Raw genomic sequence first — 18,038 nt, forward strand, 5'->3', positions numbered from 1 at the left:
GGTTGGGCGTGTTGACGGACTTGGCGGATCGCCGGACGAAGGGTGTGGGAGTGGGTATGGACGTCGGACTCAAGCGCGAGCTGGAGCAGAAGGTCAGGGCCGGTGAGCGGCTGACCCGCGAGGACGGCATCGCGCTGTACGAGTCGGACGACCTGGCCTGGCTCGGCGGACTGGCCCACGAGGTGCGCACCCGTAAGAACGGTGACGTCGTGCACTTCAACGTCAACCGGCACCTCAACATGACCAACGTGTGCACCGCCTCCTGCGCCTACTGCTCGTTCCAGCGCAAGCCGGGCGAGAAGGACGCGTACACGATGCGCATCGAGGAGGCGGTGAAGCTCGCCAAGGCGATGGAGGGCGAGAACCTCACCGAGCTGCACATCGTCAACGGCCTGCACCCGAACCTCCCGTGGCGGTACTACCCGCGTTCGCTGCGCGAGTTGAAGGCGGCCCTTCCGGAGGTCTCCCTCAAGGCGTTCACGGCGACCGAGATCCATCACTTCGAGACGATCAGCGGACTGACGGCGTCGGAGATCCTCGACGAGCTGATCGACGCGGGTCTTGAGTCCCTGACCGGCGGTGGCGCCGAGATCTTCGACTGGGAGGTCCGCCAGCACATCGTGGACCACCGCACGCACTGGGAGGACTGGTCGCGGATCCACCGCCTCGCGCACGAGAAGGGCCTCAAGACCCCGTGCACGATGCTCTACGGCCACATCGAGGAGCCCCGGCACAGGGTCGACCACGTCCTGCGCCTGCGTGAACTCCAGGACGAGACGAACGGCTTCCAGGTCTTCATCCCGCTCCGCTACCAGCACGACTTCGTCGACATGCAGGACGGCAAGGTACGGAACAGGCTCCAGGCCCGTACGCAGATGGCGACCGGTGCCGAGGCCCTCAAGACCTTCGCCGTCTCCCGGCTGCTCTTCGACAACGTCCCGCACGTCAAGGTCTTCTGGGTCATGCACGGCGTCCAGACCGCGCAACTCGCCCTGCTGCACGGCGCCGACGACATGGACGGCTCGGTCGTCGAGTACAAGATCACCCACGACGCCGACAACTACGGCACCCCGAACAAGCTCACCCGCGAGGACCTCCTCGACCTGATCAGGGACGCCGGCTTCCGGCCGGTGGAGCGCAACACGCGGTACGAGATCATCCGGGAGTACGACGGCCCGGACCCGGCGCGTCGGGACTCGCCGCAGCCGATGCGGGTGTGAGGGCCAGTCTCCAGTGGGGCCCCTCTCGGAAGGGGCCCGCGCTAAGGTAAGGGTTACCATTGCCCAGTGACTCTTACCTTCACCCTCGACCCCGCCGTCGACACCCCCCTCCGCGACGGCATCCTCGACCTCTGGACCGACGTCACCAACGCGGGCGGCGCCGTCGGCTTCGTGGCGCCCGTCACGCGTGACGAGATACGTCCCGAGCTGGTGAAACAGTTCGTGAACCTCGCGGTCGGCGCCGCCAGGCTGCTCGTCGGGCACGACGAGGAGGGGCGGGTCGCCGCGACCGCGTTCCTCACGTTCAACGCCCACCGGCTGCAGACCCACTGGCTGTGGGTCTACACGGTGATGGTGCACCCGAGGCACCAGGGCAAGGGGTACGGCCGTGACCTGATGGCGGCCGTCGCCGACGCCGCGCGCGGGCTCGACGGAATCGAGGCCGTACGGCTCGGCTGCCGGGGCGGACACGGCCTGGAGCGCTTCTACGGCTCCTGCGGCTACAAGGAGGTCGGCCGCGTACCCGGCGCGATACGCGTCGCACCCGGCGACGACCGCGACAGCGTCACGATGCTGCTCCCGTTGCTCTGAGCACCCCGCTGCAAGATCCGGACCTGGGCGTGTTTCACTGGATGACGCCCGTTTTTGGACCGGAAGAGAAGTGGACTGAGATGCTCCGCTACACGCTGATGCGCTTCGGCATCCTGGTGGGCTGCCTGGTGGTCGTCTGGGGCGCCGTCTACACCGGTGTCGCCCCGCGTGGTCTGGGCGGTTCGAACGGCATGTGGGTGGTGCTGCTCGCCCTCGTGATCTCCGCGCCGATCAGCTTCGTGGTGCTCCGCAAGGAGCGGGACCGGGCGTCGGTGCAGATCGTCGAGAGGGTGGACCGCGTCAAGGCCAACCTGGAGGCGAACCGCAGCCAGGAGGACGAGGCGGTCGACGAGGCGGCACGCGAGCAGTCCCAGACTCAAGCCCAGACCCAGAGCCAGACTCAGGGTCAGACCCAGAGCCAGACTCAAGGCCAGCCTTCCTGACTTCAGGCCCAATTACCCTTGCCCCATGGGCGCTGTGAAGAACAAGCGGATGCCGCGTGCCGTCCGTGAGCAGCAGATGCTGGACGCGGCCGTACGGACCTTCGGGCAGCGTGGCTACATGGCCGCGTCGATGGACGAGATCGCCGAACTCGCCGGTGTCTCCAAGCCGTTGGTCTATCTCTACCTGAACTCGAAGGAAGAGCTGTTCACCGCCTGCATCCGCCGTGAGGCGGGCAAGCTCACAGCCGCCGTCCGCGCCGGCGTCGAACCTGCGCTCCCCGCCGACCGCCAACTCTGGGACGGCCTGCGCGCGTTCTTCACGCACACCGCCGAGAACCCGGACGGCTGGTCGGTACTCCACCTCCAGGCCCGCACCCATGGCGAACCGTTCGCGGCCGAGGCGACGGCGATGCGCGAGGAACTCGTCGCGTTCGTCACCCAACTCATAGTCACGGCGGCCCGAGACGCCCACCGGGACCCGTCCCTCCCGGAACGAGAGGTCGCGGGCCTGGCGGAGGCGCTGGTGGGCGCGGCGGAATCCCTGGCGGCCTGGGCGAACGCAACCCCGGGCGTGACAGCGAAACAGGCGGCGACGACCTTGATGAACTTCGCGTGGGCGGGCCTGGCCAGCATGATGGCGGGCGCCCCATGGACACCCCCGAGCTAGAGGCTCTTGATGGGGTCGCAGGCCCCTCAAGGGGCGCGGGGAACTGCGCGACCAGCCACAACGCTGCCGCACCGAACCGACAACCTCAAACAGCCCGAACCTCCCCCAGTAAATGCACCCGCCCCCCACCCCGCAACTCGAAGTTCCCGAACCCATCAGCCGCGTAATCCACCACCCCCGGCAACAACACAGGCGCCCTGAACTCCACCCGAACCATCGCCGCCCCCGGCACCCCGTGCGCCGCCACGCACCGCGCGACCGTCCACATCCCATGGGCGATCGGACGCCGAAACCCGAAGAGCCGAGCGGTGACCGGATACAGGTGGATGGGATTGCGGTCACCGGAAACCGCCCCGTACCGCCGCCCCACATCCCCACCGAGCCGCCACTCGGCGACATGAGGCAGCACCTCGCGCTCCTCGGGCGAGCCGGACCCCCCTGCGGGCACCCCGGCGGACCCCCCACCTCCATGCCGAGCCAGGTACGTACTCCGCGACTCCCACACCAACTCCTCCCCCTCCCTCACTTCCGTCTGCACCGACGCCTCCGTCCCCCGCCGATGCGCCGCCAACTCATCGACGTACACGGAGAGTTCGTACCGCCCGGTGGCTGTCAGCGGGCGCCAGCGGACGATCTCCACCGAGGTGTGGACGAGGCCGAGCAGCGGCAGCGGGAAGGTGCGGTCGGTCATCAGGCGCATCGCCGGCGGGAAGCCGAGGACGTGCGGATAGGTGAGGGGGAGGGCGTCGTCGCCGACGGGGAAGCCGCAGACCCGTTCGTAGGCGGCGAGCCGGGCGAGGTCGATGCGTACGCCGGGCAGGACGAGGCGGGTTCGGGGCCAACCGGCTTCCGGGTGGCGCCTGTTGAGGGCGGCCTTCTTGACGGGCGAGAGCAGGGCGCCCCGGGCGAGCAGCGGCGCGAGGGCCGGGGGCCGGTCGAGGGTACGGGGACTGCGCTCGGCCATGCTCGACTCCCACCTCGAAATCGTACTTACCCTTGAGTAAGGTTACCGGAGGTAAGCCCTAAGTCGCCCCTGACGGACACGACCCGATCGGCAACGGAAGGTGTGAAGAAGGCCTAGGAAGGCGCATGGGGCCGGTGCTAACGTGAAAAACACTCAGGACAGGGCAAGTTGACCCACCGGTAACCTGTGCGAAGCCTGAGCTTCCACACCCCCGCCGCTCCACCACCCCCGAACCCGCACGAACCCCACACGTGCGAGCCGTACGATCCGGTTTCTGACCAGCGGCACCCGCCGACGTCGTACACCCGTGGCACACGCCACCCGGAGGTGTACGCCCCGGAAGGCCGCTGCACGCCACAGGAGCCGCCAGTGTCCTCGTCGTTCCCGTCCTCCTCGCCGACCCCGCAACAGCTCGTGACCGCTGTCGGGTACGACGGCGAGCCCCTTCTGGTGGAGCCCGAGATACGGCGACTGGACGGGGCCGTGCGCGAGGTGGCCGTACCGGGCTTCGTGGCGCCCGTGACCTACGGCTCGCTGGCGGACCTCCCCTTCGAGAACGCGGACCGGGCGCCCGCGGCGACGGTCCTCAGCCGCCGCACGGCGGACGGGAGTTGGGTGGACGTGTCGGCGGCCGAGTTCGCCGAGCAGGTGCTCGCGGTGGCCAAGGGGCTGATCGCCGAGGGGCTGGTGCCGGGCGACCGGCTGGCCATCATGGCGCGTACGACGTACGAGTGGACGCTGATGGACTTCGCCGCGTGGGCGGCCGGACTCGTCACCGTGCCCATCTACCCGACCTCCTCCGCCTTCCAGACGCGCTGGATCCTCCAGGACTCCGGCGCCGTCGCCCTCGCGGCGGAGACGGTCACGCAGGCCGCCGCCCTCGGCCCCGAGCGCGACCGCATCCCCGACCTCCAGCACATGTGGGTCTTCGAGAAGGGCCACGTGGACCGGCTCGCCGAGCTGGGCAAGGACGTGCCGGACCAGGAAGTCGGCGTACGGCGTGGGGTGTTGGGCCCCGACACGCTCGCCACCCTGATCTACACCTCGGGCACGACCGGCCGCCCGAAGGGCTGCGCGCTCACGCACGGCAACTTCTTCGCCGAGGTCGACAACGCCATCGAACTCCTCTACCCCGTCTTCCGGGACCGGACGAACGAGGAGGCGTCGGTGCTGCTGTTCCTGCCGATGTCCCATGTCTTCGGCCGGATGGTGGCCATCGCGTGCATCCGGGCCGGGGTGCGGCTCGGCCATGCCCCGAGCCTCAAGTCCGAGGACCTGATGGGGGACTTGGCGGAGTTCAAGCCCACCTGCCTGCTCGCGATCCCGTACATGCTGGAGAAGGTCTTCAACACCGCCCGCGCCAGGGCCGAGGCGGGCAAGCGGCTCTCGTCCTTCGACCGCGCGGTGAACGTGGCCCGCCGCTACAGCGAGGCGGTGGAGGACCAGCGGCACGGCATCGGCCACGGCCCCGGCCGCGCGCTGCGCACCGCGCGCACCTTCTACGACCCCCTGGTGTACCGCCGTATCCGCAACGCCATGGGCGGCAGGGTCCGTTACATGATCTGCGGCGGCTCACCGCTCGGCCGGCCGCTCGCCGGGTTCTTCGCCGGGGCTGGCATCGAGATCTACGAGGGCTACGGCCTGACCGAGTCCACCGGCGCGACCACGGTCACGCCACCGCTCAAACCCCGGGTGGGCACGGTCGGTTGGCCCCTGCCCGGCACCCGGGTCCGGATCGCCGCCGACGGTGAGGTGGAGCTGTCGGGCGAGCACATCCTGCGCGGCTACTGGGACCCGGGCGCGGGCGGTGTCGTCCCGGCGGCGCCGGACGGCTGGCTGGCGACCGGTGACATCGGGTCGCTGGACGACGAGGGCTATCTGACGATCACCGGCCGCAAGAAGGAGATCCTGATCACGGCGGGCGGCAAGAGCGTGGCGCCGGCGCCGATGGAGAACTGGCTGCGGGCGCACCCGCTGATCTCCCAGGCGATGGTCCTCGGCGACGGCCGCCCCTACATCTCGGCCCTGATCACCCTGGACCCGCCCGGTCTCACCCACTGGCGCCAGATGCAGGGCAAGCACCCGGTCCCGGCCGAACTCCTCATGGACGACGCCGACTTGAGGGCGGTCATCCAGCGGGCGGTGGAGGAGGCCAACAAGCTGGTCTCGCGCCCGGAGTCGATCCGCCGGTTCACGATCCTGCCCGTCGACTTCACCGAGGAGGCGGGTCATCTGACGCCGTCGATGAAGCTGCGGCGGTTCGAGATCATGCGGGACTTCGCGGACGAGGTGGAAGGGCTGTACGAGCGGTAGTGAGCGGTAGTGGGTGGTAGTGGGTGGTAGTGAGTGGTAACCCGGGTGATCGTCCGTAATGGGCGGTACGTCTTCCGGTGGCCACCCGGGCGGGTGACAATCACGCCATGACGATCATCACGAGCGCTCCGGCGGCCACCCACAACCACCCGGTGGCCCTCGTCCGCGGACTGCTGTCGAGCTGTGTGTGCGGGGCCGGGCTGGCCGCGTTCGCCGTGGGCGCCATTCTGGAGAACGTGCCGCTGATCATCGGGAGTCTGGTCGGGCCGGTGGTGTACGGGGTGCTCAACGTGATCGCCGGGGCGCCGACGAAGGCCCGGCTGGCGGCCGTCGTGCCCGTCACCGCGCTCGCGCGGATCGAGAGTCTGGAGGCCACCGGCGCCGAGCTGTCGGCAGACGTACCGATCAACTTCGAGCTGACGGTCGCCCCGGACGAGGGGCCGGCGTTCCGCCTCCGGATGCGCGACAGCGTCAACCTCGTGGACGTGCAGAAGTACCGGCCGGGCGACATCGTGATCGTCGCGTTCCCGCCGGACCGCCCGTGGAAGGCGAAACTGGTCACGAAAGCGACACCGGAGTGGCGGGACCGGGTGTCCGACGCCGCCTTCGACTCGGCGCCCGCGGCGACGCTGATGCGGGAACCGCCGGAGGGCACCGCGTACAAGGTGACGCTGGTGGTGGGCGTGCTGCTCGGGGTGGCGCTGATACTGACGGCGTACCGGGCGGACCTCATGGACAAGATCAACGACTCGGACTCGACGACAACGACCTCGACCACGACGTCCTCCACGACCTCGACCTCGTCCTCGACGGTGGTGTCCTCGGGTTCGGGGACGGTCGTCCTGGGCTCGGGTCAATCGTTCCTGGACAAGGGCGAGTTGCGGAAGGCGGTCGAGTCGCTGACCAAGGGCGACAACAGGGGTGAGGCGCTCACGGTGTCCGTACAGGACAGCATGCTGTCGGTGGTCTTCCCGCCCTCGGGCGCCCAACTGCCTGTCTTCGACCCCGACTCCCTCCCGTACGACCGCGTCCCGGCCCTGGTGAAGGAGGCGAGGGCGACGCTCGGCGTCCGCTCCCCGAAGTCCTGGCAGCTGACGGCCGAGAGCCTCACGGGCTCCCTCAGCCTGCGGATCGGTGTGACGGGCGCGGACGGCGACACGGCGTCGCTGGTGGCGGACGGCAAGGGGAAGGTCGTACAGCGGAATCCCGCAGCGGGGTGAGGCGGGTGCTGCCGCCCGTGGCTGCCGCGGGATTCTCTCTCGGAGTCTCGGAGTTGGTGACAGAACCTCAGGATTGACCGGGTACGGGGGGCTGCGTCACGATCGTCGCAAGGGCCCAGGCGGCAACCCGTACCGCACCTCCCTCACCGGCGTTCGGGCCAGGGGGCGGAGAGCGGACGGGTGTCGACCACTAGCGCACCGAGAGGACGTCACCCATGTCCGCTTCTCCTCCCTTTTCCTCGTCCCCCTTTCCCCCGTCCCTTTCGCCTCCCCCTCCCTCTGCCCTCGCCCCGTCGCCCGCAGCCCAAGCGGTCGGATTCCTGAGGGAGTTGGGCGCGGAACAGATCGCGCACCCCGGGGGCACCCTGCTCGCCCACCTCTGCCGGGTGTACCGGCTGCTCGCCGCGTGGGAGGCCCGGCCGGCGCTCCGGCTGGCGGGCCTCTGCCATGCCGCGTACGGCACCGACGGCTTCCCCACCGCCCTGCTGTCCCTCGACCGCCGGGCCGAACTGGCGCGGGTGATCGGCCCGGAGGCGGAGGAGATCGTCCACGTGTACGCCGCGACGGACCGCAAGGCGACGTATCCGGGCCTGGCCGTGCCGGACGCGGTGTTCCACGACCGCTTCACGGGCGGTGCCCGGACGGTGACCCGGAGCCTGTGCGAGGACCTGGCCGAGCTGACGGCGGCGAACGAACTCGACCTCGCACGGGTGAATCCGGTGTTCCGCGAGCAGTGGGGTTCGGAGCTGCTGGCGCTGTTCACCGGCTTCCGGCCGCTGCTGAGCGGGCCGGCGTGGGAGGAGGTGGGGGCGCTGCTGGGGCGGCGGGACCGGCGTCGCGGCCACTGAGCGTCACGGTAGGTGGTCGGTGCGGTAGCACTGGGGTTGTACGGGGGACGGAGTACCGTGGTGCTACCGAGCGCACCTTGTACCCCGTCGTCAGTGGCGGTGTCGCCCTCGGGGAACGGCAATGCCGGAGCACCGCGTGCCCGGTCGGAAATGAGCCGCCCCACATGAGCCTGCTGAGTCTCGGAGTGCTCGCCTCCTCCCGCAAGGAGAACGAGTTCCGCCTTCCGCTGCACCCCCGCCACCTCGACCGGATCGCCCCGGACCTGCGCGAGAAGATCTTCCTCGAACAGGGTTACGGGGAGCGGTTCGGCGTCTCCGACGACGCGCTGCGCCCCCTGGTGGCGGGGTTGCGCACGCGCGATCAGCTCGTCGCCGAGTGCGACGTGATGCTGCTGCCCAAGCCGATGCACGACGACATGGCCGAACTGCGCGAGGGCCAGGTGCTGTGGGGCTGGCCGCACTGCGTGCAGGACGAGAAGATGACGCAGATCGGCATCGACCGGCGGCTGACCCTGATCGCCTGGGAGGCGATGAACCACTGGACCGCCTCGGGTGCCTTCAGCGTCCACGTCTTCCACAAGAACAACGAGCTGGCCGGCTACTGCTCGGTCCTGCACGCCCTCCAACTGGGCGGCCTGACCGGCCACTACGGCCGCCGCCTCCGCGCGGTGGTCATCAGCTTCGGCGCGACGGCACGCGGCGCGGTGACCGGCCTGGGCGCCATGGGCGTCACCGACGTCACGGTCCTCACCCAGCGCGCGGCGGCGGCGGTGGCCTCGCCGATGCCGTCGGTGGTGATGGCGCACTTCGAGGAGGAGCGGGACGACCCGACACGTCTACGGGCGGTGACAGCGGCCGGTTCGATGCCGCTGGCGGAGTACCTGGCCGGTTTCGACATAATCGTCAACTGCGTCCTCCAGGACACCGACGCACCCCTGACCTTCGTGACGGACGAGGAACTGCCCCTGTTCCGCCCGGGCACCTTCTTCGTGGACGTGGCCTGCGACGAGGGCATGGGCTTCGACTTCGCCCGCCCGACGACGTTCGGCGAACCGATGCACGAGGTGGGCCCGGGCTGCCACTACTACGGCGTCGACCACAGCCCGTCCCACCTCTGGAACTCGGCCACCTGGGAAATCAGCGAGGCCCTGCTGCCGTACCTGCGCAAGGTCATGAACGGCCCGACGGCCTGGGACACGGACATCACGGTCAGCAAGGCGATCGAGATCCGCGACGGAGTCGTCCAGAACCCGAAGATCCTGTCCTTCCAACACCGATCGGCCACCTACCCGCACGCCACGGATCTGCCCTAGGGGCAGAGAGGAAGGCGGGCCAGGGCGGCAGGCTCTCGGCGGTGCTTGAGGGGGGTGTAATACGCGTAATACACTGCCTTCGTGGCGAAGACCAGGATCAGCATCAGCCTTGAGCGGGAGCAGGCCGATCGCATCAGGCGGCACGCGGAGCGGGCGGGGCTGGACGTCTCGGCGTACCTCGTGCACGCCGCGACGCGTCAGATGGCGGAGAGCGAGGCCATAGAGGAACAGTTCTCCGGAGTCGACGCCCTGATCGCGCGCGTGGAAGCGGAAGCGGACGCGCTGCCGACCGAGCCGGGCGATGCCGCGCCGGAGCTGACCGAGCAGGAGCGTCGGGATGTCGAGGCCGCGCTGAACCTCGTCTATGGCGAAGACCGCGAGACCGCCCGACCCGGCCACGCGGCGTGACGGCAAGGGTGCCGGTGTACGACACCGGAATGCTCATCGCCCTCGCGGACCGCAAGGCGAAGGCGGTCGCCCTGCACGGCGGTCTCAGGGCGGCGCCCCACCGCGCACTTCTCCTCGGGCCGGTCCTGGCCCAGGTCTGGCGTCCGCGACCGGCGGTCGTCCATGCCCTGGCCGGGGTGCTGAGGGACTGCACCGTGCCCGGGGCTCGTACCTCCGAGCCGTCAATGCGTGCGACCAGGGTCGGTCAGCCCGAGTGCATGGCATGCGCGGGCGGTCCCGACCTCACCGACTGGCGTCGTGTCGGTGTGGCCCTGGGTGAGGCGCGGCTCCCCGCGAAGAAGAAGCCGGACGCGGTGGACGCCTGGGTGGCCCTGTCCGCCGTGAAGCACGGCAGCGCGGTCATCTTCACCAGCGATCCGGAGGACATCGAGGCGTACCTGGCGGTGCTGAACCCCAGAGATGTCCACGTCGAGCGCGTATGACACATGAATTCGACGGTGTGCATGCCGTGGCCCCGCCTACCCTCACCCCATGACAGAACGCCCCCTCTCCGAAGCCGAGGTCGTCGAAGCCGAACGTGAACTCGCCGTGGCCCTCCCGCAGGAGTACCGCGCCTATCTGCGCGAGGTGAGCGCCGGTGGGCCGCTCGCTCGGCTCGGGCGGACCGATCGTGGGTGGTGGTGGGCCGGGAACCACCCGGAGGCCCGCGCCCTGCTGGCCGTGCCGTTTCCGCACCCCGACTCCTACGCCCGGGCCGACGACGAGTTGATGGACCGTATGCCGGAGGCCGAGGCGTTCGAGGGCGAGGCCGCGTACGCCGCCGCCTGGCGGGTCTGGGCCGACGAGGCGGACGCGTTCGAGGAGTTGAAGACCGCCGGCGCCGTGGTCGTGCAGGAGAACGGATGCGGGTTCTCCACGCTGCTGGCGGTGACCGGGCCGCTCGCGGGCACGATGTGGTGGGACGGGCGGGCGACCTGCGGCCGTATCGTCACGCTCTCCCTCGACCACCCCGGAGGGGCCACCCCCGTCCGGTTCGGGGAGTGGCTCAAGCACGGTTCGGTGGCGCTGCTGCCGTCGGACTGGGGGCCGCCCATGCCCTCGGCGCCCGTTTTCCCTGGGCATGGTTCTTGACTTCACAAGACCCAAGTAAGACATTCCCGCCCCATGAACCCAGAAACGGACCCCGCGAGACAAACCCAACTTCCTTCCAGACGAGGCGTGTTGGCAGGCGCCGCCGGGGCGGGTGTTGCGGTCGGGGTCGGTGTCGGTGTCGGCGCGACCGCCGCCCGTGCCGCGACCCCGCCCCTCCTCGGCACCTACGACGTCGTCGTGATCGGGTCGGGTGCCGCCGGGATGACCGCCGCGCTCACCGCCGCCAAACAGGGGCTCACCTGCGTCGTCGTCGAGAAGGCGCCGACCTTCGGTGGGTCCGCCGCCCGGTCCGGTGCCGGGATCTGGATTCCCAACAACTCCGTGATCCTCGCGGCGGGCGTGCCCGACACCCCCGCCAAGGCCGCCGCCTACCTCGCCGCGGTCGTCGGACCGGACATCCCCGCCGCCCGCCGGCAAGCCTTCCTCGCGCACGGACCCGCCATGATCTCCTTCGTCATGGCCAACAGCCCTCTCCGTTTCCGCTGGATGGAGGGATACAGCGACTACTACCCGGAGTTGCCCGGCGGCCTCCCCAACGGCCGTTCCATAGAGCCCGACCAGCTCGACGGCAACGTCCTCGGCGCCGAACTCGCCAACCTCAACCCGCCCTACCTCGCCGTCCCTTCCGGCATGGTCGTCTTCAGCGCCGACTACAAATGGCTCGCCCTCTCCGCCGTCAACGCGAAGGGCACCGCCGTCGCCGTCGAGTGCCTGGCGCGCGGTACGAAGGCCGCCCTCCTCGGGCAGAAGCCGCTCACCATGGGGCAGGCCCTGGCCGGTGGACTGCGGGCGGGGCTGGCCTCGGCGGGAGTGCCCGTCTGGCTCAACACCCCCCTCACCGACCTCTACTTGGAGTCCGGCACGGTCACCGGCGCCGTCGTCACCCGCAACGGCACCCCCGGTCTCCTCCGCGCCCGGCGCGGCGTGATCGTCGGCTCGGGCGGCTTCGAGCACAACGCGGCCATGCGCAACCAGTACCAGCAGCAGCCCATCGGTACCGAGTGGACTGTCGGCGCGAAGGAGAACACGGGAGACGGGATCCGGGCGGGAGAGCGCGCCGGCGGTTCCCTCGCCCTCATGGACGACGCCTGGTGGGGGCCCGCGATCCCGCTCCCCGGCGAGCCCTACTTCTGCCTCGCCGAACGCACCCTCCCCGGCGGCCTGTTGGTCAACGCGGCCGGTTCCCGCTTCGTCAACGAGGCCGGTCCCTACAGCGACGTCGTCCACACCATGTACGAGCGCAACCCCACCGACCCCGACATCCCGGCCTGGCTGATCGTCGACCAGAACTACCGCAACCGCTACCTCTTCAAGGACGTCGCCCCGACCTTCGTACTCCCGGCGGACTGGTACAACTCCGGTGCCGCGTACAAGGCGTGGAACCTCGACGCCCTCGCGACCTCGATCGGCGTACCGCCCGCCGCCCTGCGCACCACCGTCAGCCGCTTCAACTCCCTTGCCCTGAACGGCGACGACACCGACTTCGGACGCGGCGACAGCGCGTACGACCACTACTACACCGACCCGGCGGTCCTCCCGAACTCCTGTCTGGCCCCGCTGTGGCTGCCCCCGTACTACGCCTTCCGGATCGTCCCCGGCGACCTGGGCACGAAGGGCGGCCTGCGCACCGACGCCCGCGCGCGGGTCCTGCGCGCCGACGGCACGGCGATCCCCGGCCTGTACGCCGCCGGGAACGCCAGCGCCGCCGTCATGGGCCACAGCTACGCCGGCGCCGGTTCGACCATCGGCCCGGCGATGACGTTCGGCTATGTGGCGGCACTCGCGGCGGCGGGGGTGCTGTGACCGTCCACGACCGCTCCGCCGCTGTTATTTCTGTGCGTTCCGCATGAACATGCCCTAAGGTCGCGCTGATTGCTGGGGAGGCAAGAAGTGCGAAACAGGGGGATGGCCGCCGTGTGTGCGGCGGCCATGGTGGGCATGTCGCTGCTCGTCACGGGGTGCGGGCAGCGGTACGCGGAGCCGTACGACAGTCTCGCGCAGGTGCCGGAGAAGCTCGCGGCGAACGGTACGACCATCACGGTCGGCGACCCGACCGCCGAGGTGACCGTGCACCTGTACGAGGACATGCGGTGCCCGTACTGCGAGGAGTTCGAGACGGTCGGTGGCGGCCACGAACTCCAGCAGGCCGTGCTGAACCGCGAGGTGAAGGCCGAGTACACCCTCGCCTCCTTCCTCGACGACCGGCTCGGCGGCAGCGGCTCGAAGAAGGCGGCCAACGCGCTGCGCGCCGCGCTGGAGGGCGACAGGTTCGCCGAGTACCACGAGGTGCTCTACGACAACCAGCCCGAGGAGGAGGACGACGGCTTCACCGACGCCCGCCTCCTCGAACTGGCCGGTCAGGTCGACGGGTTGCGCACCCCGGCCCTCGAGTCGGCGGTGAAGACCATGAAGTACCGCGCCTTCGTGACCGACTCCGAGCGCGCCTACGAACGCGCCGGTACGGCGGAGGAGCAGAGCCGGGGGCAGGGTCCGGGCACACCCACCGCCGTGATCGACGGCGTCAAGCTCCCCGAGGAGATCGGCGGGGCGCTGTACGACGGGAAGCTCTTCGGGGAGTTGCTGGAGGCGATCCGGGACCGCCCGGGGGAGTGGCAGGAGTACAAGGACTACAAGCCGCTCCCGGACCCCGAGGACTACGGCTACTGAGCCCGCGCCCTCTGTTGCCTCTGTGTCCTCAGTAGTTTCCTACGGTCTGCGGGCCATCAGGAACGCCTGCGGGGACGACTCCCCGACCTCCTCGTCCGCCTCCCGCACGGTCTGGGAGACGAGGGTGAAACCGGCGTCGGTCAGCAGACCGGCGATCGGGTCGGGGCGGCGGCGCAGGAAGTCCATGGACACGGGGTGCCCGAACGGCTGGTCGAGGTGCCTGGGCTCGTCCCCCACCTGGAAGCCGAGCAGCAGATAGCCGCCGGGTGCGAGCACGCGCAGGAACTCGCCGAAGAGGGCGGGCAGGCGTTCGTCCGGGGTGTGGATGGTCGAGTACCAGGCCACGACCCCGCCGAGCGACCCGTCCGCGAGGTCCAGCTCCAGCATCGAGCCCTGCTCGAACCGCAGCCCCGGGTTCTCCCGGCGGGCCACCGCGAGCATGGACGCCGACAGGTCGAGCCCGAACACCGACAGCCCGAGCGAGTCGAGATACGCCGTGACCCGCCCGGGCCCGCACCCGAGGTCGGCGACCTGTCCGCCACCGCCCGCCGAACTCCGTACGAACTCCGCGAACGCGGCCATCACGGCCCGCTCCAGTGGTCGGCCCGCGCCCACGGAGCGGAAGTGGGCGGAGTAGTCCTCGGCGATGGCGTCGTAGAAGACGCGGGTGGCGGCGACGTAGTCGGTCATGGGCAGGACCCTAGCCAGGGCCACTGACAACGCGTCCGGGGAGCGAGCGGAGGTAGGGAAAAGGCAGGAGCTCCGATGCCGGATGGCTCGGAGCTCCTTGGGTACTGCACACGTTCCGGATCAGAGTAATTGGCTCAGCAGAGCCGCCGACTTAGATCGGGGTGACGTTCTCCGCCTGCGGGCCCTTCGGACCCTGCGTGACGTCGAAGGAAACCGCCTGGTTCTCTTCGAGGGAGCGGAATCCGCTCGCGTTGATCGCGGAGTAGTGGACGAAGACGTCCGGGCCGCCGCCTTCCTGGGCAATGAAACCAAAGCCCTTTTCGGCGTTGAACCACTTCACGGTTCCGGTAGCCATAAGCCCTCCTTGGGCCCAAAGGGTTGCCCTGCTCCAGAACCTGCAAGGTGTAAACAAAAACTTGTAAACAACTGCATTCATCTGAAAACGACGAGAGCCCGCGGTCACATGCTCCGCAGGCTCTGTACTGCAAGGGAAACCAAACTGCAACTTGCGGTGAGCTTAGCACTCGGGCAGGCGAAAGCAATAGAGGGAAAGATCACGTCACCCGGACGTTTGAGAGGCGGCGCGCGGTCTTGACAACCGCAGGCCAGCAGTCGTGGGCGACGCTCGCCGGTGACCCCCAGGAGGGTGCGCCGGACCCCGCGAGGGTTAGCCTCGCGAGGTGGACAATTCTCGCACCCGGCCGCGCGTCGGCCACATCCAGTTCCTGAACTGCCTGCCCCTGTACTGGGGGCTCGCGAGAACGGGCACGCTCCTCGACTTCGAGCTGACGAAGGACACCCCTGAGAAGCTCAGCGAGCGCTTGGTGCGCGGCGAACTCGACATCGGGCCCATCACCCTCGTCGAGTTCCTCCGCAACGCCGACGACCTGGTCGCCTTCCCGGACATCGCCGTCGGCTGCGACGGCCCGGTGATGTCGTGCGTGATCGTCTCCCAGGTCCCGCTGGACCGCCTGGACGGCGCACGGGTGGCGCTCGGCTCGACCTCCCGCACCTCAGTACGCCTGGCGCAGCTGCTTCTGGCCGAGCGCTACGGCGTACAACCCGACTACTACACGTGTCCGCCCGATCTCAGCCTGATGATGCAGGAGGCGGACGCGGCGGTGCTGATCGGGGACGCGGCCCTGCGCGCCAACCTCCTCGACGGCCCGCGCTACGGCCTCCAGGTGCACGACCTGGGCACGCTGTGGAAGGAGTGGACCGGACTGCCGTTCGTCTTCGCGGTCTGGGCGGCGCGGAGGGAGTACCTGGACCGCGAACCGGCCCTCACCCGGAAGGTTCACGAGGCGTTCCTCGCCTCCCGCGACCTCTCCCTGGAGGAGGTCGGCAAGGTCGCCGAACAGGCGGCCCGCTGGGAGGAGTTCGACGCCCAGGTCCTGGAGCGCTACTTCACGACGCTCGACTTCCGCTTCGGCGGCCCGCAGCTCGCGGCCGTACGGGAGTTCGCCCGCCGGGTGGGCCCGACGACGGGCTTCCCGGCGGACGTGGAGGTGGCGTTGCTGGAGCCGTAGGCTGCTGCTGGCCTGTCTGATGGTCTACGGGGGAGAGGTGGGGGCCATGCAGCCGCTGGACGTCGGTGAGCCGACCGTGATCGGGCCCTACCGGCTGCTCGGGCGGCTCGGCTCGGGCGGGATGGGCCGGGTCTACCTGGGGCGCAGCGCGGGCGGCCGTACCGTCGCGGTGAAGATCGTGCACCCGCACTTCGCGCTCGACGAGGAGTTCCGGGCCAGGTTCCGCCGCGAGGTCGAGGCCGCGCGGCGGGTCGGCGGCGCGTGGACGGCGCCGGTCCTGGACGCGGACCCCGACGCCCCGGTGCCGTGGGTGGCGACGGCGTACGCGGCCGGTCCCTCCCTGACGGCCGCGGTCACGGGGGACGGCCCGCTGCCGGTGGATTCCGTACGGGCGCTGGGCGCGGGCCTCGCGGAGGCGCTGACGGCGGTGCACGAGCTGCGACTGGTCCACCGGGACGTGAAGCCGTCGAACGTCCTGCTGACCCTCGACGGCCCCCTCCTCATCGACTTCGGCATCGCGCGGGCGACGGACGGTACGGCGTCCCTGACGTCGACCGGCGTCTCGGTGGGCTCGCCCGGCTACATGTCACCGGAACAGATCCTCGGCAAGCCGGTCACGGGAGCGGCGGACGTCTTCTCGTTGGGCGCGGTGATCGCGTACGCGGCGACGGGCCGTTCCCCCTTCCCCGGCGACTCGTCGGCGGCCCTGCTCTACAAGGTCGTGCACGAGGAGCCCGAACTCGGCGGCCTGGAAGGGGAGTTGCGGGAGGTGGCGGAGTCCTGCCTGACGAAGGACCCGTCCGCGAGACCGGCCCCCGGGGAGGTGGCCCGACGGCTCGCTCCGGAGGGGGCGGCGCGGTTGGTGGCGGGCGGGTGGTTGCCGGGGGCGCTGGTGGAGCGGGTCAGCAGGGAGGCGGTGGCGCTGCTGAACCTGGAGGTGTCGGAGGTATCGGCGGTCACGGAGGCGTCGGAAGTACCGGCGGAGGCGGACGTGCGGTTCGGTACGCCGGCTGTCGGGGTGGGGTCGGGGTCGGGGACAGGGACAGGAACGGGCGAGTTCGGTCCGCCGCCGGTGATGCCCCTGATGCCGGCGATGCCGGGGCCTCGGGGCGCGGAGCCCGACAAGGAGGCCGAGCCGTCCGACCGTACGCCTGGGAAGGTGTCCGTGAGCGTGGCGGCGACCTCGGCGCCGGTGGCCGGGGGGCGTGGCCGGAGGCTGAGCTGCACGGTCGCCCTCGCGGTGGCGGGCGCGCTGGCCGCGGTGACGCTGGGCTCGGCCTGGTTGTTCGACCTGCTGCCGGGCGACAGCAAGGAGGGGCGCGCGATCAGCGGCTCGGACTCGGCGGCCGACAGCGACTCCGGCCAGGCGGCGGGGAGCGCGGTGCCTAGCACGACGGCGAGTACGGTGCCGGATCCGGCGAGCGGCACGGTGACGGTCCCGACGTCGTACGTCGGCACCTGGGAGGGCCCGGCTGTCGCGCTCGACGGGGCGCTGCCGATGGGGACGTTCCGGGTGACGGTCCGCAGGGTGGCGGTGGGCGAGGAACTGGGCACGTTCCGCCAGACCGACCAGATCGGCGGCATCTGCGACGACGTACTGATTCTTAAAGAGGTCACGACGACCCACCTGGTCGTGACGTCGATCGCCGAGAAGTCGAACAGGAACGTGTGCACGACGGGTTCCCACAGGGTGCTGCTGACGCCGGTTGGCGCCGATCTGAAGTACGAGACGGACAATCCGGAGGCGGGGGATCCGGTGGCTCAGATGTCGAAGGTGGAGTAGGGGAGGGGAGAGGGGTGCGGGTGGCGGGGGTGGGTTTTCCTCGCCCCCGCCGCCCCTACCCGTTCCCATCCCTGGGGGCTGCGCCCCCAGACCCCCGCTGTCGGCCTGAACGGCCTCGTCCTCAAACGCCGGACGGGCTGAGGGGTGCCGACCTGGGCTGCGAATGGTGCCGGCCGGGGCTTGGTCTTTTAGCCCGTCCGGCGTTTGAGGACAAGGCCCTTCAGGCCGAT

At 70.1% G+C, this 18,038-nt stretch carries 18 protein-coding genes; 15 read left to right on the forward strand and 3 right to left on the reverse strand.

What is annotated here, in order from left to right:
• Positions 1-56 precede the first annotated feature (56 nt).
• From mqnE to CW359_RS24875, 4 genes are all read left to right on the forward strand, one after another.
• Positions 57-1,220, forward strand: a complete 1,164-nt coding sequence (gene mqnE / locus CW359_RS24860) for an aminofutalosine synthase MqnE (RefSeq protein ID WP_105972322.1) — start codon at positions 57-59, stop codon at positions 1,218-1,220.
• A 66-nt stretch (positions 1,221-1,286) separates the two neighbouring features.
• Complete coding sequence (locus CW359_RS24865; RefSeq protein WP_105972323.1) at positions 1,287-1,811, forward strand: GNAT family N-acetyltransferase; 525 nt, start codon at positions 1,287-1,289, stop codon at positions 1,809-1,811.
• 80 nt (positions 1,812-1,891) lie between these two features.
• Positions 1,892-2,254, forward strand: coding sequence for a DUF4229 domain-containing protein (locus CW359_RS24870; RefSeq protein ID WP_105972324.1), 363 nt, complete (start codon positions 1,892-1,894; stop codon positions 2,252-2,254).
• Between the two features lie 25 nt (positions 2,255-2,279).
• Positions 2,280-2,921 (forward strand): TetR/AcrR family transcriptional regulator, encoded by a 642-nt coding sequence (locus CW359_RS24875; RefSeq protein WP_105972325.1) that lies wholly within the window; start codon positions 2,280-2,282, stop codon positions 2,919-2,921.
• 85 nt (positions 2,922-3,006) lie between these two features.
• On the opposite strand, the gene CW359_RS24880 is transcribed toward CW359_RS24875, so the two are convergent.
• Entirely contained in the window at positions 3,007-3,885 is an 879-nt protein-coding gene (locus CW359_RS24880) for a MaoC family dehydratase (protein ID WP_105972326.1), read from the reverse strand.
• A gap of 369 nt (positions 3,886-4,254) precedes the next feature.
• On the opposite strand from CW359_RS24880, the gene CW359_RS24885 reads away from it, so the two are divergent.
• From CW359_RS24885 to CW359_RS24925, 9 genes are all read left to right on the forward strand, one after another.
• Positions 4,255-6,198, forward strand: coding sequence for an AMP-dependent synthetase/ligase (locus tag CW359_RS24885; protein WP_105972327.1), 1,944 nt, complete (start codon positions 4,255-4,257; stop codon positions 6,196-6,198).
• Between the two features lie 107 nt (positions 6,199-6,305).
• Positions 6,306-7,418: a hypothetical protein gene (locus CW359_RS24890; protein WP_105972352.1), complete on the forward strand. Its 1,113-nt coding sequence runs from the start codon at positions 6,306-6,308 to the stop codon at positions 7,416-7,418.
• A 329-nt stretch (positions 7,419-7,747) separates the two neighbouring features.
• A complete protein-coding gene (locus tag CW359_RS24895; RefSeq protein WP_232838585.1) occupies positions 7,748-8,266 on the forward strand; it encodes a DUF6817 domain-containing protein in 519 nt (172 codons plus the stop codon).
• 164 nt (positions 8,267-8,430) lie between these two features.
• Positions 8,431-9,579, forward strand: a complete 1,149-nt coding sequence (locus tag CW359_RS24900) for a N(5)-(carboxyethyl)ornithine synthase (RefSeq protein WP_105972328.1) — start codon at positions 8,431-8,433, stop codon at positions 9,577-9,579.
• Between the two features lie 81 nt (positions 9,580-9,660).
• On the forward strand, positions 9,661-9,987 hold the full coding sequence (locus CW359_RS24905; protein ID WP_105972329.1) for a plasmid mobilization protein: 327 nt from the start codon (positions 9,661-9,663) through the stop codon (positions 9,985-9,987).
• 14 nt (positions 9,988-10,001) lie between these two features.
• Positions 10,002-10,469, forward strand: a complete 468-nt coding sequence (locus CW359_RS24910) for a hypothetical protein (protein WP_232838586.1) — start codon at positions 10,002-10,004, stop codon at positions 10,467-10,469.
• 49 nt (positions 10,470-10,518) lie between these two features.
• The gene (locus tag CW359_RS24915; protein WP_232838587.1) at positions 10,519-11,118 is read left to right on the forward strand and encodes an SMI1/KNR4 family protein; all 600 of its coding nucleotides are present in this window, start codon (positions 10,519-10,521) and stop codon (positions 11,116-11,118) included.
• Between the two features lie 33 nt (positions 11,119-11,151).
• A complete protein-coding gene (gene kstD, locus CW359_RS24920; RefSeq protein WP_105972331.1) occupies positions 11,152-12,942 on the forward strand; it encodes a 3-oxosteroid 1-dehydrogenase in 1,791 nt (596 codons plus the stop codon).
• 102 nt (positions 12,943-13,044) lie between these two features.
• The gene (locus CW359_RS24925) at positions 13,045-13,806 is read left to right on the forward strand and encodes a DsbA family protein (RefSeq protein ID WP_232838588.1); all 762 of its coding nucleotides are present in this window, start codon (positions 13,045-13,047) and stop codon (positions 13,804-13,806) included.
• A 39-nt stretch (positions 13,807-13,845) separates the two neighbouring features.
• Here the strand turns inward: CW359_RS24925 and CW359_RS24930 are convergent, their stop codons facing one another.
• Entirely contained in the window at positions 13,846-14,496 is a 651-nt protein-coding gene (locus CW359_RS24930) for a class I SAM-dependent methyltransferase (RefSeq protein WP_105972332.1), read from the reverse strand.
• A gap of 151 nt (positions 14,497-14,647) precedes the next feature.
• Entirely contained in the window at positions 14,648-14,851 is a 204-nt protein-coding gene (locus CW359_RS24935) for a cold-shock protein (protein ID WP_053740801.1), read from the reverse strand.
• 325 nt (positions 14,852-15,176) lie between these two features.
• Between CW359_RS24935 and CW359_RS24940 the strand changes: the two genes are divergently transcribed.
• A complete protein-coding gene (locus CW359_RS24940; protein WP_105972333.1) occupies positions 15,177-16,025 on the forward strand; it encodes a menaquinone biosynthetic enzyme MqnA/MqnD family protein in 849 nt (282 codons plus the stop codon).
• A gap of 46 nt (positions 16,026-16,071) precedes the next feature.
• Positions 16,072-17,808 carry a serine/threonine-protein kinase gene (locus tag CW359_RS24945; protein WP_105972356.1) on the forward strand — a complete coding sequence of 579 codons (1,737 nt, stop codon included), beginning with the start codon at positions 16,072-16,074 and terminating at the stop codon, positions 17,806-17,808.
• The last annotated feature ends 230 nt before the right edge of the window (positions 17,809-18,038 follow it).

Origin of the sequence: Streptomyces geranii, assembly GCF_002954775.1 — a bacterium.
Lineage (GTDB): Bacteria > Actinomycetota > Actinomycetes > Streptomycetales > Streptomycetaceae > Streptomyces > Streptomyces geranii.